The organism is Streptomyces sp. NPDC085937 (assembly GCF_044540535.1).
In the GTDB taxonomy this organism is placed as follows: Bacteria; Actinomycetota; Actinomycetes; order Streptomycetales; family Streptomycetaceae; genus Streptomyces.
Map to the genome: position 1 here is coordinate 196,591 of NZ_JBITSH010000002.1, position 14,759 is coordinate 211,349.

The following is a 14,759-nucleotide window of genomic DNA, read 5'->3' on the forward strand; positions in this document are numbered from 1 at the left end:
CGAACTCTCGCAGGCGCGGCCTCAGTACGTGTTGATCTCCACCCGTGGCGGGCCGTCGTGCCAGGTGCAGAACACCGAGACCCGGTCCGCGCCGGAGGCGAACTCCACCCGGATCCACGTCTCCGTCTTCCACACCTGCATCGACCAGCCGGCGCCCGGAGTCGCCGACACCAGGGACGCGGAGGCCTCGCCGATGTCGAACACCGCCCGGCCACCCCGGGTGTCGTAGCTCTTGACCTCGCCCGCCGCGGTCGTCGGCGGCGCCGTGGGCGTGCCGGCGGGGGGAGGGGTGCGCGAGGGCGTCGGGTCCGGCGTACGGGAGGGCGTGGCCGGCCTGTCCGACGGGGAAGGGGACTTCGCGGTCTCCTTCTTCTCCTTCGACGGCTCGACGGACGGGCGCCGGGTCGACGAGGACACCGCCCGCGCCTGCTCCTCGCCCGCCGGGATCGGCAGGGCGCGCGGCGGGTCGTAGGCCGTGCCCTCCATCACCGTGCTGACACCCCACCACGACAGCGTGACCGCCGCGCCCGTGGCGAGCAGCCAGGCCAGTACGTGAAGGAGTCCTCTGCGCATCGTCGGGCCATACTGCCCCACCCGCCCCACCCGTGTCGCGCCCCGGGAAGGCGTGGAAGGCCCGTCCACAGGCCTTCGGGCAGCTCGTCCGGAGTTGTCCACAGGCCCGGGCCGACCCCGCCCGGCATGGCGTACGGTGCCGCCCATGGCAAGTGTTCTCGTGGTCGAGGACGACCAGTTCGTACGTTCGGCGCTCATACGGCAGCTGACCGACGCCTCGCACACCGTGCGCAGCGTCGGCACCGCGCTCGAGGCGCTGCGCGAGGTCGCCCATTTCCGCTTCGACGTGGTCGTCCTGGACCTCGGACTGCCGGATCTCGACGGCTCCGAGGCCCTGAAGATGCTCCGCGGCATCACCGACGTACCGGTCATCGTCGCCACGGCACGGGACGACGAGACGGAGATCGTGCGGCTGCTCAACGCCGGTGCGGACGACTACCTGACCAAGCCCTTCTCGGTGGAGCACCTCTCCGCCCGGATGGCGGCCGTGCTGCGCCGTGCCCGCGCCGGCGGCGGTGAGGCGGCGCCCTCACCGGTGATCCGGGTGGGCGGGCTCACCGTCGACCCGCTGCGCCGCCAGGCCGAACTGGACGGCGTACGGCTCGACCTGACCCGGCGCGAGTTCGACCTGCTCGCCTTCCTGGCCGGGCGGCCCGGCGTGGTCGTGCCTCGCCGGGAGCTGCTCGCCGAGGTGTGGCAGCAGTCCTACGGCGACGACCAGACCATCGACGTCCACCTGTCGTGGCTGCGCCGGAAACTGGGGGAGACCGCCGCGCGGCCCCGCTACCTGCACACCCTGCGGGGCGTCGGTGTGAAGCTGGAGCCGCCGGCGACCGCCGCCGGGGGCGCGCACACGCCCGGAGCGGAGCCACCCCGATGAGATGGGCCCTGGTGAAGGTGTCGCTGGCCGTGACCGCGATGGTCGTGGTGGCCTTCGCGGTCCCGCTCGGTCTGGTCATCCGCGAGATGGCCCGCGACCGTGCCTTCGCCGGTGCCGAGCGCGAGGCGGCGGCCGTCGCGCCCGCGCTGTCCATCACCACCGACCGCGCCCAGCTGGAAAGGGTCGTCGCCTCGGCAGGATCCGACGCCGCCATGGCCGTGCACATCCCGGCGAGCGGCGGCGGACAGGCCCTCGACATAGGGGAGCGGCGCGCCTCCGACGAGGACATCGCCGCCGTGCGGGAGCTGGGCCGTGCCTCCACCTCCTCCGTGCCCGGCGGTTCGGCGCTGCTCCAGCCGGTCGCGCTCAGCTCCGGCGAGATCGCCGTCGTCGAGGTGTTCGTGCCGGAGTCCGAGGTCACCAACGGCGTCGGCACGGCCTGGGCGGTTCTCGCCGCCGTCGGCGTCGCCCTGATCGTCGGCTCGGTCGCGGTGGCCGACCGGCTGGGCGTGCGGATGGTGCGCCCCGCGCAGCGGCTCGTCGAGGGGGCCCACGAACTGGGTGAGGGCAAGCTGGGCGCCCGGGTGCCCGAGGAGGGGCCGACCGAACTGCGCCTCGCGGCCGTGGCGTTCAACTCCATGGCCGACCAGGTCGTCCAGCTCCTCGCCAACGAGCGGGAGCTGGCCGCCGACCTGTCGCACCGGCTGCGGACCCCGCTGACCGTGCTGCGGCTCAACGCCGCCTCGCTGGGCGACGGCCCGGCCGCCGAGCAGACCCGGGCGGCGGTCGAGCAACTGGAGCGGGAGGTGGACACCATCATCCGCACCGCCCGGGACGCCAAGCCGCAGACGGCCGCCGCCGGGCCGGGAGCGGGCTGCGACGCGGCCGAGGTGGTGCGGGAGCGGATGGCGTTCTGGTCGGCGCTCGCCGAGGACGAGGGCCGCAAGTGGCGGGTGGCGGGGGCGGACCGGCCGGTGCGCATCCCCGTGGCCCGCACCGACCTGGCCGCGGCCCTCGACGCCCTCCTCGGCAACGTCTTCCGGCACACCGCCGAAGGCACCGCCTTCGCCGTCGACGTGCACAACGGCGAGGACGCGGTGATCGTCCTCGTGTCCGACGCGGGCCCCGGGATAGCCGACCCGCAGGCGGCGATGGCCCGCGGCCGGGGTTCCGGAAGCGACGGCTCCACCGGGCTCGGCCTGGACATCGTGCGCCGCCTCGCCGAGTCGACCGGCGGCGACGTACGGATCGGTTCGTCGGTGCTCGGCGGGACCGAGGTGCGCCTGTGGATCCAGCTCGACGGCCGCGAACGGTCCCCGCGCCGGCGCGGTCACCGCGGCGGTGTCCGGCGGCGCGGACCGGGCCGCGTGGGCCGGTCCTTTAACCGCTCCCGATCCCTTCCTTAAGCGGACCCTAAGATCCCCGACCGCCTTCCGGATCAGGCGAGTTGTCCGATTCCGGATCGCTAGCGTGCTGCCGCACACCCCCCACGAACGGCGACGAAGGCAGGCACGCGATGAGTACGCACCGGCGCAGGATCAGCGGCAGGAACAAGGCGATCGGCGCGGTGGCCGCCGCGGCCGTGGCCGGCGGCGGGGCGTTCCTGTTCACCAGCACCGCGCAGGCCGCGGGCGTGGCGGCCGCGTACACCCGGACCAGCGAGTGGCCGACCGGCTACACCGCCCAGTACGTGGTGACCAACAACAGCGGCGGGAGCGGCGACTGGACGCTGGAGTTCGAGCTGCCGGCCGGCACCGAACTCGGCTCGCTGTGGAACGCCGAGTCACGGGTGAGCGGCCGGCACGTCACCGTGACGCCCCCGAAGTGGGACACCGACGGCCTGGCCGCCGGTGAGTCCGTCACCGTCGGTTTCGTCGTCAAGGGAACCGCCGACCCCACCGGCTGCCTCGTCGACGGCGCCGCCTGCGGCGAGGGCGGGCCCGCGCCGGAGCCCGGCGGCCGCCCCACCGGGACCCCCACCCAGCAGCCCACGCCCACCGAGGAACCCACCCGCCCCGGTGACCCCACCACCGAGCCGGCCCCCGGGCCCACGCGGACCACCGGTGGCGGCTCCGCGGACGGCGCCGGCTTCGCGCCGTACGTCGACACCTCCCTCTTCCCCGCGTACGACCTGCTCGGGAGCGCCGAGGCGACCGGTGTGAAGGAGTACACCCTGGCGTTCGTCACCGACGGCGGCGGCTGCACCCCCAGGTGGGGCGGTACCGGCAGCCTCGGCGACAACGCTGTCGCCGGGCAGATCGGCGCGCTGCGCGCGGCGGGCGGCGACGTCCGTGTCTCCTTCGGCGGCGCGGCCGGCTCCGAACTCGGCACCACCTGCGCCTCGGTGGACGCGCTCACCGCCGCCTACACCGAGGTCGTCGACACCTACGGGCTGACCAAGGTCGACTTCGACGTCGAGGGCGGCGCCCTGCCGAACGCGGCTGCCAACACCCGCCGGGCCCAGGCGATCGCCGCGCTGCAGAAGTCCCACCCGGACCTCGATGTCTCCTACACCCTGCCGGTCATGCCGGAGGGGCTCACCCAGGACGGGGTGAACCTGCTCGCCGACGCCGAGCGGAACGGCGTGCGGATCGACGCCGTCAACATCATGGCGATGGACTACGGGCCCGCCTACAGCGACGACATGGGCACCTACGCCGAGCAGGCCGCCACCGCCACCCAGGCCCAGGTCAAGGGAATTCTCGGGCTCGGTGAGGCCGAGGCGTGGAAGACGGTCGCGGTCACCCCGATGATCGGCGTCAACGACGTCGTCACCGAGATCTTCACGGTGGAGGACGCCACCCAGCTGGTGGACTTCGCCAAGGCCAAGGGCCTGGGCCGGCTGTCGATGTGGTCCGGTACCCGTGACCAGCAGTGCCCCGGCGGTCAGAAGCCGTCCGCCGACGCCACCTGCAGCTCGGTCCTCCAGGAAAAGTTCGCCTTCTCGAAGGCGTTCGCGGCCTACAACTGAGCCGCCCGGCGCCCCCACGAAGGGCGTCCACGAGCCACCGCGGACAACGGGGACGCGCGTGCCCCGGCCGGACCTCCCCCCACCCGGCCGGGGCACCCGTGCGTCCGGTGGCAGGCCCGGACGCACGCGAGCGGGGCGCGGCACTCCCCAGGGACACCGCGCCCCGCCCCCCGAACCCGCGCCCCGTTCCTCCCGGAACCCCGAGGGCCGGTCAGATGCCCTCGGGCTCCGGAAGCTCACCCGACTTGGCCGCCCGCGCGTACCAGAGGGCGCTGGACTTCGGCGTCCGCTTCTGGCTGACGTAGTCGACGTAGACCGCACCGAAACGCTTCTCGTAGCCGTAGGCCCACTCGAAGTTGTCCAGCAGCGACCACAGGAAGTAGCCGCGCACGTCCGCGCCGTCGGCGATGGCCCGGCGCACCGCGGAGAGGTGGCCGTGCAGGTAGGCGACGCGCTCGGGGTCGTGGACCTTGCCGTCGGCGTCCGGCTTGTCGTCGTAGGCGGCGCCGTTCTCGGTGATGTAGAGCGGCAGGCCGGGAGCCTCGCGGTGGTAGCGCATGATCAGCTCGTGCAGACCGGTCGGGTCGACCGACCAGCCCATCTCGGTCTGCTCGCCCGGCGACTGGTGGAAGGCGACGTCGTCCGAGGCGGGCCACGGCGAGTGCTCGCTGGCCCCGTGGCCGTCGGCGCGCGGGCCCTTGTCGTCGGGGTCGGCGGCCGACACCAGGGTCGGCGTGTAGTAGTTGAGGCCGAGCGCGTCGATCGGCTGGTGGATCGTGTCCAGGTCGCCGTCCTGGATGCACGACCAGTCGGTCACCGACGAGGTCGCCTCCAGCAGCGTTTCGGGGTAGGCGCCGTGCAGGATCGGGCCGTGGAAGATGCCGCCCGACAGGTCGTCGATCTTGCGGGCCGCCACCACGTCCGCCGGGGACCGCGGGTTCAGCGGGCGCACCACGGAGGTGTTCAGGCTGAGGGAGATCTGGCTGCGGGCCGGCAGCACCGTGCGCAGCGCCTTGGTGCCCAGGCCGTGGGCCAGGTTCAGGTGGTGGGCGGCCTTCAGCGCGGCGGCCGGGTCGGTGCGGCCGGGCGCGTGCACACCGGAGGCGTACCCGAGGAAGGCGCTGCACCACGGCTCGTTGAGGGTCATCCAGGTGTCCACGCGGTCGCCGAGCGCCTCGCCCACGATCTGCGCGTACTCGGCGAAGCGGTAGGCGGTGTCGCGCTCCGGCCAGCCGCCGGCGTCCTCCAGCTCCTGCGGCAGGTCCCAGTGGTAGAGCGTGACGGCCGGCTTGATGCCCTTCGCGAGCAGCTCGTCGACCAGTCGGCGGTAGAAGTCCAGACCGCGCTGCACGGCCGGGCCCCGGCCGGTGGGCTGCACCCGCGACCAGGACACGGAGAAGCGGTAGGCCTGCAGGTTGAGGTCCGCCATCAGCGCCACGTCGTCGCGGTAGCGGTGGTAGTGGTCGACAGCGACGTCACCGGTCTCGCCGCCGGCGGTCTTGCCGGGCGTGTGACTGAAGGTGTCCCAGATGGAAGGGGTACGTCCGTCCTCCCGCACCGCCCCCTCGATCTGGTACGCGGAGGTCGCGGCGCCCCAGAGGAAGGCCGGAGGAAAGGTCACCGGGGTCGCCGGCGTGGCGGAGTCAGACATGGAAGCGCTCCCATAGAGGTCGCATAGAGGTCGTTGAAGACCGACGAATACGTAAGGAGAAGGAAGGGGGCCGGGACGGCGGCGACCCGGCCCCACGGGTGTCGGAGTGCGGGCGTCAGCCCTTCACGGCGCCCTGCATGATGCCGCCCACGATCTGCTTGCCGAAGATCGCGAAGACCAGAAGCAGGGGCAGCGTGCCCAGCAGCGCGCCCGCCATGATCAGGGACTGGTCGGGGGTGTAGCCGCGGCCGAGGCCCGCGACAGCGACCTGCACCGTCGGGTTGCCGGTCTGCGTCAGCACCAGGAACGGCCACAGGAAGTCGTTCCACGCCTGCACGAACATCAGCATGCCGAGCACGGCCATGGCCGGCCGCGCGGCCGGGAAGACCACGTGCCACACCACGCGCCAGCTGCTCGCGCCGTCCACCCGGGCGGCCTCGATGACCTCGTCGGGCAGCGCCTGCAGCAGGTACTGCCGCATGAAGAACACACCGAACGCGCTGACCAGCGACGGGAAGATGACCGCCTGCAGCTGGTCGGTCCAGTCGAGCTTGGCCACCATCATGTACAGCGGGATGATGCTGAGCTGCGGCGGAACCATCATCGTGCCGATGACCAGCAGCATCAGGGCGTTGCGACCCTTGAACCGCAGCTTGGCGAAGGCGAACCCGGCGACCGTCGACAGCACCACGATGGTCACCGCGGAGATGCCCGCCACGATGGTGGTGTTGAGGAAGGCCTCGCCGAGGTTGGCGTCCTTCCAGGCGATCTCCAGGTTCTTGAACAGGTTCGAGCCGAACCAGAGCGGCGGGGGGTTCTCCGCCAGGCGCTGGTTGTCACGGGACGCGGCGATCGCGGTCCACACCAGGGGGAACAGCGACACGAGCGTGAACACGATCAGGACCGCGTAGGCGATCGGACCGCCGTGCAGGGTGCCGCCCGCCCGCGCCGACTTCGGCAGGCGCGAGCGCTTCTCTTCCTTGACGATCGGTGTCTCGGGGGGCGTCACAGTCGTCGTCACGGCCACACTCCTTAACTGCTGGCGCGCAGCCGGCGCGAGATGAGCTGGTTGATGAGGCCGATGACGATCAGGATCGCGAACATGGTCCAGGCGATCGCCGAGGCACGGCCCAGGTGCTGGTTGACCCAGCCCTGTTCGTACAGGTACAGGCCGAGCGTCTGGAACTGGTGCTCCGCGCCGCCCGACGCGCCCTTGTTGGGGTCGAACAGCAGCGGCTCGCCGAAGACCTGGCTGGCGCCGATCGTCGAGACCACCACGGTGAACAGGATCGTCGGGCGCAGCGAGGGCAGCGTCACGTGCAGGAACTGCCGCCAGCGGCTGGCGCCGTCCAGCGCCGCCGACTCGTACAGGTCCTGCGGGATGGCCTGCATCGCGGCGAGGTAGATCAGCGCGTTGTAGCCGGTCCAGCGCCAGATGATGATCGTGGACACGGCTATCTGGCCGGGCCACTTGTCGTCCTGCCAGCCGATCGGATCGATGCCGACGGCGTCGAGCACCCAGTTGATCATGCCGTAGTCACGGCCGAAGAGCAGCACGAACACCAGGGTGGCGGCGGCGATCGAGGTGGCGTACGGCGCGAGCATCGCGACCCGCCAGAAGGTCGAGGCGCGCAGCTTGTAGTTCAGGATGTGGGCGATGCCCATGGCGATCATCAGCTGCGGAACGGTGGAGATGATGCCGATGGTCAGGGTGTTCTGCGCCGCGTTCCAGAAGAAGTCGTCGTCGAAGATCCGGGTGTAGTTCCTCAGCCCGACCCAGTCCATGTCGGTCGGCGCGGTCAGCTCGACCTGGTGCAGCGAGGCCCAGCCGGTGTAGATCAGCGGGAACAGCCCGAAGGCCGCGAACAGCAGGAAGAACGGAGCGACGAACGCGTAGGGGCTGAAGCGGGCGTCGCGCTGCCAGCGGCGGGACAGTTTGGCCCGGCGCCTTCCTTCCTTGTCCACGGAGGGGCTGCCGGGCGCACGGCCCGGGGCCGCGCCCCCCTTGACGGGGGACGCGGCGGTGTCGGAACGGGTGGCCATGCGGGTCACTTGTCCAGGTTGTTGTCGATGGTCTTGGTGGCCGTCTCCCAGGCCTCCTCGGCCGACTTGCCCTTCGTCACGAGGATGACGCCGTTGTCGGTCAGACCCTGCTGGATGATCTGGTCCTTCGGGCCGATCACCTGGACGGGGATCTGCTTGGCGGCCTCGGAGAAGATCGTGCCGATCGGGGCGTCACCGGTCATCTCGTTCTTCGCGCCGGTCACCTCCGGGCTGTCGAACGCGGCCGTGGCGCTCGGGAAGGAGCCCTGCACCTTGAACAGCTTCGCCTGCTGCTCGGGCGCGGTCAGCCAGGCCACCAGCTTCTGCGCCTCCTCGACGTTCTTGCCGCTCTTCGGCACGCCGAGGAAGGAGCCGCCCCAGTTGCCGGACTTCGGGGCCACGGCGACGTCCCACTTGCCGGCCGCGTCCGGCTTCGACTTGCCCTTGATGTAGCCGAGCATCCACGGCGGGCAGGCGACGGTGGCGAACTTGCTGTTGGCGATGGTGGTGTCCCAGGCCGGCTGGAACTGCGTCTGCGACTGGACCAGGCCCTTCTCGGCCGCGTCCGCGGTCAGGTCGAAGGCGGCCTTCACGGCCGGGTTGGTCTTGTAGATGACCTCGCCGGACGCGTCGTAGAACTTCTCCTTCTCGCTGCTGAGGACGGCGTTCAGCAGACCGCCGGGGGAGTCCATGAAGAAGGTGTCCTTGCCGGCCGCCTTCTTGTACTTCTCACCGGTCGCCAGGAACTTGTTCCAGTCGCCCGCCCACAGCTTGCCGACCTCCTCGCGGTCGCTCGGCAGGCCGGCCTTCTCGAAGAGGTCCTTGCGGTAACAGATGGCCATCGGGCCGACGTCGGTGCCGAGGGCGATGGTCTCGCCGCCCTTGGCGGTGGCCTGCTCCCACTTCCAGGGCAGCCAGCCGTCCTTCTTCACACCCTCGACCTTGGACATGTCCGTGAACTTGTCCGCCTGGGTGCCGACGACCTCGGCGATGTTGGCGACCTCGATCGCCTGCACGTCCATCAGCCCACTGTTGGTGGTCAGGTGGTTGACGAGAGCGGGGTAGTAGTTCTCGTTCCGCTCGACGACGTTTTCCTCGATCTTGATGTCCGGGTTGAGCTTCTCGTACTCGGCGTAGAGACCCGCCTCCTTGAAGCCCATGGTTCCGAACAGACCCAGGGTGATCTTGGTCTTGCCCTCGCCGGACGAGGAACCACCGGAGCTGTCGTCGCCGCCGTCGTCGGCGCAGCCGGCCAGCAGCCCGGTGCCCAGCGACACCACGGCCGCTACGGCCAGCGCCCGGCGGGCGAAGGGCTTCCCCCCGCCCGACCGCTGCCTGGTGAGGGGCAGGGTACGTGCTCGCATTGCGTCCTCCTGTTGCCCTGACGTGCCGACCCCCCGGCCAACGGCGTTGTTGACCCGTATTCTGCGCGTTGCGGCTCGGGCGGGGAACGTGCGGGTTGTGTATGTGTCAGGTACCGTGGGAGCGCTCCCACAAGTGATGTGTTGAAGAGTCGCGGGTCCGGGCGGGGGTGTCAAGGGAACAGACACCGCAAAGTGCGTTCAGTTATCTGCCCGTTAACTTGGCCGGGGGGACCGTCCTTCGGAACGCCGGAGTCCGCACGGACGCCCTCGCGGGGTGGTCACCGTCACTGCCGGGGCTGTTACATTCCAGGCCAGCGTGACACACGAAGGAAGGCGGGGCGGATGGCAAGCCACGGAGTGCGGGGCCGAAGTGGTGGCCGCCCCACCCTCGAAGAGGTGGCAGCACGCGCCGGAGTGGGCCGTGGCACGGTTTCACGAGTGATCAACGGCTCGCCCCGGGTGAGCGACGCCACACGCGCCGCGGTGGAGGCGGCCGTCGCCGAACTCGGTTACGTCCCCAACACCGCGGCTCGCGCCCTGGCGGCCAACCGCACCGACGCCATAGCCCTCGTGGTGCCCGAGCCCGAGACCCGTTTCTTCACCGAGCCCTACTTCTCCGACATGCTCCGCGGGGTCGGCGCCGCCCTGTCCGACACCGAGATGCAGCTGCTGCTGATCTTCGCGGGCAGCGACCGGGAGCGGCAGCGGCTCGCCCAGTACCTGGCCGCGCACCGGGTGGACGGGGTGCTGCTGGTCTCGGTGCACGCCGACGACCCGCTGCCCGACATGCTGTCCCAGCTGGAGATCCCGGCGGTGATCAGCGGCCCCCGCTCGGCGGAGGAGACGCTCACCTCGGTGGACTCCGACAATTACGGCGGTGCGCGGCAGGCCGTCGAGCACCTCGTCGGCCGGGGCCGGCGCACCGTCGCCCACATCACCGGCCGCTTCGACGTCTACGGCGCCCAGCGCCGCGTCGACGGCTACCGGGACGCGCTGCGCGACGCGGGCCACCCGGTGGACGAGCTGCTGATCGAGCCGGGCGACTTCTCCGAGGGCGGCGGCCGGCGCGCGATGGCGGCCCTGCTGGAGCGCCGGCCCGACCTGGACGCCGTCTTCGCCGCCTCGGACGTCACGGCGGCCGGTGCCCGTCAGGCGCTGCGCGAGGCGGGCCGCCGCATCCCGGACGACGTGGCGCTGGTCGGGTACGACGACTCCGCGATCGCCCGCCACATGGACCCGCCGCTGACCAGCGTGCGCCAGCCGATCGAGGAGATGGGCCGGGCGATGACCGACCTGCTGCTCGCCGAGGTCGCCGACCGCCGCCCGACCGCGACGCGGGAGCTGGAGCGCCGTCAGATGGTGCTGGCGACGGAACTGGTGGAGCGCGCGTCGTCCTGAGCGGCGAAGGGGGCGGGGCGGCTGTCCGCCGTCCGCCCCTCTGTCGTCCGGAACGTACGTCCGGGACGTACGGGGATGCCCCGGCGGACGTCCGTAGGCGCCCGGAAACGTCAACAGCCGGTGACCTCCTGCGAGGTCACCGGCTGCTGCGGTGAGGGTGAGTGACGGGACTTGAACCCGCGACATCCTGGACCACAACCAGGTGCTCTACCATCTGAGCTACACCCACCATGGACCGGTTCCGAGGAGGTCAGTGACTTCCCTGACCGGCCGAGAAAAAGTGTACAGGGTCCGAAGGGGTGCTCGCGCCCACCTTTCCGCGCGGCCCCCCTGAACCCCCTCCGTACACCTACTGAGCAGGCAGGACGTGCTTCGCGGCGATCTTCTTCGCGGTGTCGGAGTCGGGTCCCGGCTGGGGCACGAAGACGGCCTCGCGGTAGTACCGCAGCTCCGCGATGGACTCGCGGATGTCGGCGAGCGCGCGGTGGTTGCCGTTCTTCTCGGGGCTGTTGAAGTACGCCCTCGGGTACCAGCGGCGGGCCAGCTCCTTGATGCTGGACACGTCGACGATCCGGTAGTGGAGGTAGTCCTCCAGGGTCGGCATGTCGCGCAGCAGGAAGCCGCGGTCGGTGCCGACGGAGTTCCCGCACAGGGGCGCCTTGCCGGGCTCCTTGACGTGCTCCTTGATGTAGGCGAGGACACGCTGCTCGGCGTCCTCCAGCGTCGTGCCGTCCGGCAGCTCCTCGAGCAGCCCCGACGCGGTGTGCATCGCGCGCACCACCTCCGGCATCGTCTCCAGGGCCCGCTCCGGCGGGCGGATGACGATGTCGACGCCCTCGCCGAGCACGTTCAGCTCGGAGTCGGTCACGAGGGCGGCCACCTCGATGAGCGCGTCGTCCGACAGCGAGAGGCCGGTCATCTCGCAGTCGATCCACACCATGCGATCGTTCATGTGTCTAACCATACGGGGCGCGGCGCCGTGCCGGACCGGGTGGTGAAGCGGGGATTCCCCGGATGTCCCCGCACCGCCGTGAGGGCCGGAGGCACACGGCCTCCGGCCCTCACGGCGGTCACCTCAGGGCGCGCTGCGCTGCCCCGGTACGCCCGGGGCCGAGGCGGTCAGGGAAGCGCCCAGGGCACCGGCCGCCGCCGTACGGCGGGACTGGTGCGGGACCGGGCTGTCCGGGTGCAGCGACGGCGGCACCGGGTGTCCCGTGTGGGCCGGCTGGCCGGACGGGACGGGCCCCGGGGAGCCGGGCGTGTTGTCGGGGTCCTGGCCGCGGTCCGCCTGCGGGCGCCGTGCGCGGTACGCGGCCCGGTAGGCGGCCGGGGACGAACCGAGCTGGCGCCGGAAGTGTCCGCGCAGCGCGACCGGCGAGCGGAAGCCGCAGCGGCCGGCCACCTCGTCCACCGAGTAGTCCGACGTCTCCAGCAGGCGCTGCGCCTGGAGCACCCGCTGCGTGATCAGCCACTGCAGCGGCGCGCTGCCGGTCAGCGAGCGGAACCGGCGGTCGAAGGTGCGGCGGCTCATGTACGCGCGGGCGGCGAGCGTCTCCACGTCGAACTGCTCGTGGAGGTGCTCCAGCGCCCAGGCGACGACCTCGGCGAGCGGGTCGGCGCCGATCTCCTCCGGTAAAGACCTGTCGAGGTAGCGCTCCTGGCCGCCGCTGCGGCGCGGCGGGACCACCAGGCGCCGGGCGAGCGCGCCGGCCGCCTCGTTGCCGTGGTCCGTGCGCACGATGTGCAGACACAGGTCGATGCCGGCCGCCGTGCCCGCCGACGTCAGCACGTCCCCGTCGTCCACGAACAGCTCGCGTGGATCGACGTGCACCGACGGATAGCGCTTGGCCAGCGTCGGCGCGTACATCCAGTGGGTGGTCGCGGGACGGCCGTCCAGCAGGCCCGCCGCCGCGAGGACGAAGGCGCCGGTGCACAGCCCGACGATGCGGGCTCCCTCCTCATGGGCACGGCGCAGTGCGTCCAGTGCCTCCTCCGGTGGCGGAGAGGTGATCGATCGCCAGGCCGGCACCACGACGGTGCCCGCCCGGGATATCGCCTCCAGGCCGTGTGGCGCGGTGAGTTCCAGGCCCCCTGTGGTCCGCAGCGGGCCGTCCTCGCCGCCGCATACCAGCAAGCGGTAGCGCGGCACGCCGGCGTCCTGGCGGTCAACCCCGAACACCGACAGCGGTATGGAACTCTCGAAAATGGGTCCGCCGCTGAACAGCAGCACCGCGACGATCTCCTTGCGGCGGCGCCCGGAGAGTTTCCTGGCAGCGGTTTCCGGCGCGGCAGTGGAGTCGTGGCTCATCCTGCTAAGCCCCCCTCGGTGGTCGCGGCGCCCTGTTCCCTTCGGGTCTGTCGCTCCAACACGTTTCCCCTCGGTCCTGCACGAGTCCCCCGCCGTAAGACAGTCAAGATCGAATCTACTGTGTCCCGTCGTGCACCGCTGGCCAGTTCGGCACTCGGTGCATTGTCGACTTGGCAACTTGGCGTGAAGCATTCGATCACGAAGCGTTGCACTCGCGCGCCGTGCAGGGAAGTGCGCCTTGTCGCGGTGGCCAAACCGCATAGGGTGCGCGGGGCTCGTGAGTCCCTCTTCGTGCAGGTGGAACGGGGGTTGGGGGGTGGTGACGGCAAGGGATGCGCCAGGACCCGAAGTTGGCTGAAAAGAGACGGGCGTGGGTGCGGAAACCGGTCAACCGGCCGGTGTGCGTCCTCCGTCGCGCGGGGCGTACGCCCGCGCCCTCGCCCCCGCTCCCCGGCGCCGTCCGTGCCGAGTGCGTGACGGGGCCGACGGCGTGCGCGCGGCCGCCCGTCGGGAGCGGCGCAGCAGCAGCCGGCAGGCGGCCGTGACGGCCGCCAGGCCGCACGCCACGCCGGCCGCCCCGGCGAGCGAGGAGCCGCACCACAGCAGGACCACGGGGACCAGCAGACAGCTGAAGACCGCCCAGCGGAGCAGGTCGTCCGCGGGGTCCCGCGGGGGCGTCGCGCGGTGCGGTCCGGGCGGAGTCCAACGGCGGGGCGGGCCGTCGGTCACCGGTCTCGGGGCCGGACGGCTCTTGCCTTCTGCGGGGACCCACTGTGGCCGTCAAGCGAATACCGCGCAAACCGCCTGTACAGGCCAGCAACCGTTGCGTCGCGGGCGGACCCTCGTGCATGCTCCGGGGAACCCGCCTTCCGGCTCGCGCGGGATCTGGGCCCGGGAGGCGTGCCGCCGTACCCTTGGGGGTATGGGGTTGGGAAGATACTTCCCGGACACAGCTCCGCCGCACACTGTCGTCCCCACAAAGGATCACAACCCCGAGACAGCCATGGCCGGTCACGAATTCTTCGAACCCGCGGACCGCAAGCGGCCGGTCGCCGATCCGACGGCGGCCGAACCCCTGGCGGCGGAGGAATCACGCCATGCGTGCGATCCCGCCTTCCGGCACGGGGTGGTGGTCGGCTTCGACGGGTCCACGTCCAGTGAACGGGCCCTCGCGTACGCCATCGGCATGGCGCGGCGCTCCGGGTCCGGACTGATCATCGTCCATGTGGCGAACCGGCTGCCCACCACGGTGTGGGCGGGGTGCGAGCCGCCGGTCTTCGTGGACGTCCCGGACCACCGTACGGAGGTGCTGGGGCTCGAGCTCGCCTGTGCGGACTATCTGGCCGAGGTGCCGTGGATCCTCGTCGAGCGGGGTGGGGACATCTGCCACGAACTCGAAGAGGTGGGGCGGGAGTACGAGGCCGATGCGATTGTCGTGGGTTCCACCCACGGGCTCGTGGGACGGCTTTTCGGGTCGGTCGCGGGGAGGCTGGCGAAGCGGGCGCAGCGGCCTGTTGTCGTCATTCCATGACGTGAGCTTGCACAGGCGGGCCCCTACGTGTTGATCGGCA

At 71.5% G+C, this 14,759-nt stretch carries 13 protein-coding genes and 1 tRNA gene; 5 read left to right on the forward strand and 9 right to left on the reverse strand.

Features of this window, described 5'->3' with window-relative positions:
• Window positions 1-21: 21 nt before the first annotated feature.
• Window positions 22-573, reverse strand: a complete 552-nt coding sequence (locus ACIF8S_RS04425; RefSeq protein ID WP_399997244.1) for a hypothetical protein — start codon at window positions 571-573, stop codon at window positions 22-24.
• Window positions 574-718: 145 nt separating this feature from the next.
• On the opposite strand from ACIF8S_RS04425, the gene ACIF8S_RS04430 reads away from it, so the two are divergent.
• From ACIF8S_RS04430 to ACIF8S_RS04440, 3 genes are all read left to right on the forward strand, one after another.
• Window positions 719-1,453 carry a response regulator transcription factor gene (locus ACIF8S_RS04430; RefSeq protein ID WP_399997246.1) on the forward strand — a complete coding sequence of 245 codons (735 nt, stop codon included), beginning with the start codon at window positions 719-721 and terminating at the stop codon, window positions 1,451-1,453.
• Window positions 1,450-2,859, forward strand: a complete 1,410-nt coding sequence (locus tag ACIF8S_RS04435; RefSeq protein WP_399997248.1) for a sensor histidine kinase — start codon at window positions 1,450-1,452, stop codon at window positions 2,857-2,859. Before ACIF8S_RS04430 ends, ACIF8S_RS04435 begins: the two co-directional genes overlap by 4 nt.
• Before the next feature lie 110 nt (window positions 2,860-2,969).
• Window positions 2,970-4,424 (forward strand): cellulose binding domain-containing protein, encoded by a 1,455-nt coding sequence (locus ACIF8S_RS04440; RefSeq protein WP_399997249.1) that lies wholly within the window; start codon window positions 2,970-2,972, stop codon window positions 4,422-4,424.
• 211 nt (window positions 4,425-4,635) lie between these two features.
• Here ACIF8S_RS04440 and ACIF8S_RS04445 read toward each other — a convergent pair whose 3' ends face one another.
• The 4 genes from ACIF8S_RS04445 to ACIF8S_RS04460 all read right to left on the reverse strand — a co-directional run bounded on the left by ACIF8S_RS04445 (window position 4,636) and on the right by ACIF8S_RS04460 (window position 9,482).
• Window positions 4,636-6,075 carry a GH1 family beta-glucosidase gene (locus ACIF8S_RS04445; RefSeq protein ID WP_399997250.1) on the reverse strand — a complete coding sequence of 480 codons (1,440 nt, stop codon included), beginning with the start codon at window positions 6,073-6,075 and terminating at the stop codon, window positions 4,636-4,638.
• A 115-nt stretch (window positions 6,076-6,190) separates the two neighbouring features.
• Complete coding sequence (locus tag ACIF8S_RS04450) at window positions 6,191-7,096, reverse strand: carbohydrate ABC transporter permease (RefSeq protein ID WP_024885480.1); 906 nt, start codon at window positions 7,094-7,096, stop codon at window positions 6,191-6,193.
• Between the two features lie 11 nt (window positions 7,097-7,107).
• On the reverse strand, window positions 7,108-8,118 hold the full coding sequence (locus ACIF8S_RS04455) for a carbohydrate ABC transporter permease (protein ID WP_399997251.1): 1,011 nt from the start codon (window positions 8,116-8,118) through the stop codon (window positions 7,108-7,110).
• A 5-nt stretch (window positions 8,119-8,123) separates the two neighbouring features.
• Window positions 8,124-9,482: an ABC transporter substrate-binding protein gene (locus ACIF8S_RS04460; protein WP_399997252.1), complete on the reverse strand. Its 1,359-nt coding sequence runs from the start codon at window positions 9,480-9,482 to the stop codon at window positions 8,124-8,126.
• A gap of 342 nt (window positions 9,483-9,824) precedes the next feature.
• On the opposite strand from ACIF8S_RS04460, the gene ACIF8S_RS04465 reads away from it, so the two are divergent.
• Window positions 9,825-10,880 carry a LacI family DNA-binding transcriptional regulator gene (locus ACIF8S_RS04465; RefSeq protein WP_399997253.1) on the forward strand — a complete coding sequence of 352 codons (1,056 nt, stop codon included), beginning with the start codon at window positions 9,825-9,827 and terminating at the stop codon, window positions 10,878-10,880.
• Window positions 10,881-11,036: 156 nt separating this feature from the next.
• Here ACIF8S_RS04465 and ACIF8S_RS04470 read toward each other — a convergent pair.
• The 4 genes from ACIF8S_RS04470 to ACIF8S_RS04485 all read right to left on the reverse strand — a co-directional run bounded on the left by ACIF8S_RS04470 (window position 11,037) and on the right by ACIF8S_RS04485 (window position 13,917).
• Window positions 11,037-11,109, reverse strand: a tRNA-His gene (locus tag ACIF8S_RS04470).
• Between the two features lie 120 nt (window positions 11,110-11,229).
• Complete coding sequence (gene orn, locus ACIF8S_RS04475) at window positions 11,230-11,832, reverse strand: oligoribonuclease (RefSeq protein ID WP_145827637.1); 603 nt, start codon at window positions 11,830-11,832, stop codon at window positions 11,230-11,232.
• A gap of 123 nt (window positions 11,833-11,955) precedes the next feature.
• Window positions 11,956-13,188 carry a helix-turn-helix domain-containing protein gene (locus ACIF8S_RS04480; protein ID WP_399997255.1) on the reverse strand — a complete coding sequence of 411 codons (1,233 nt, stop codon included), beginning with the start codon at window positions 13,186-13,188 and terminating at the stop codon, window positions 11,956-11,958.
• Between the two features lie 387 nt (window positions 13,189-13,575).
• Complete coding sequence (locus ACIF8S_RS04485; RefSeq protein ID WP_399997256.1) at window positions 13,576-13,917, reverse strand: hypothetical protein; 342 nt, start codon at window positions 13,915-13,917, stop codon at window positions 13,576-13,578.
• Between the two features lie 274 nt (window positions 13,918-14,191).
• Between ACIF8S_RS04485 and ACIF8S_RS04490 the strand changes: the two genes are divergently transcribed.
• Entirely contained in the window at window positions 14,192-14,719 is a 528-nt protein-coding gene (locus tag ACIF8S_RS04490) for a universal stress protein (protein WP_024885487.1), read from the forward strand.
• Window positions 14,720-14,759 lie beyond the last annotated feature (40 nt).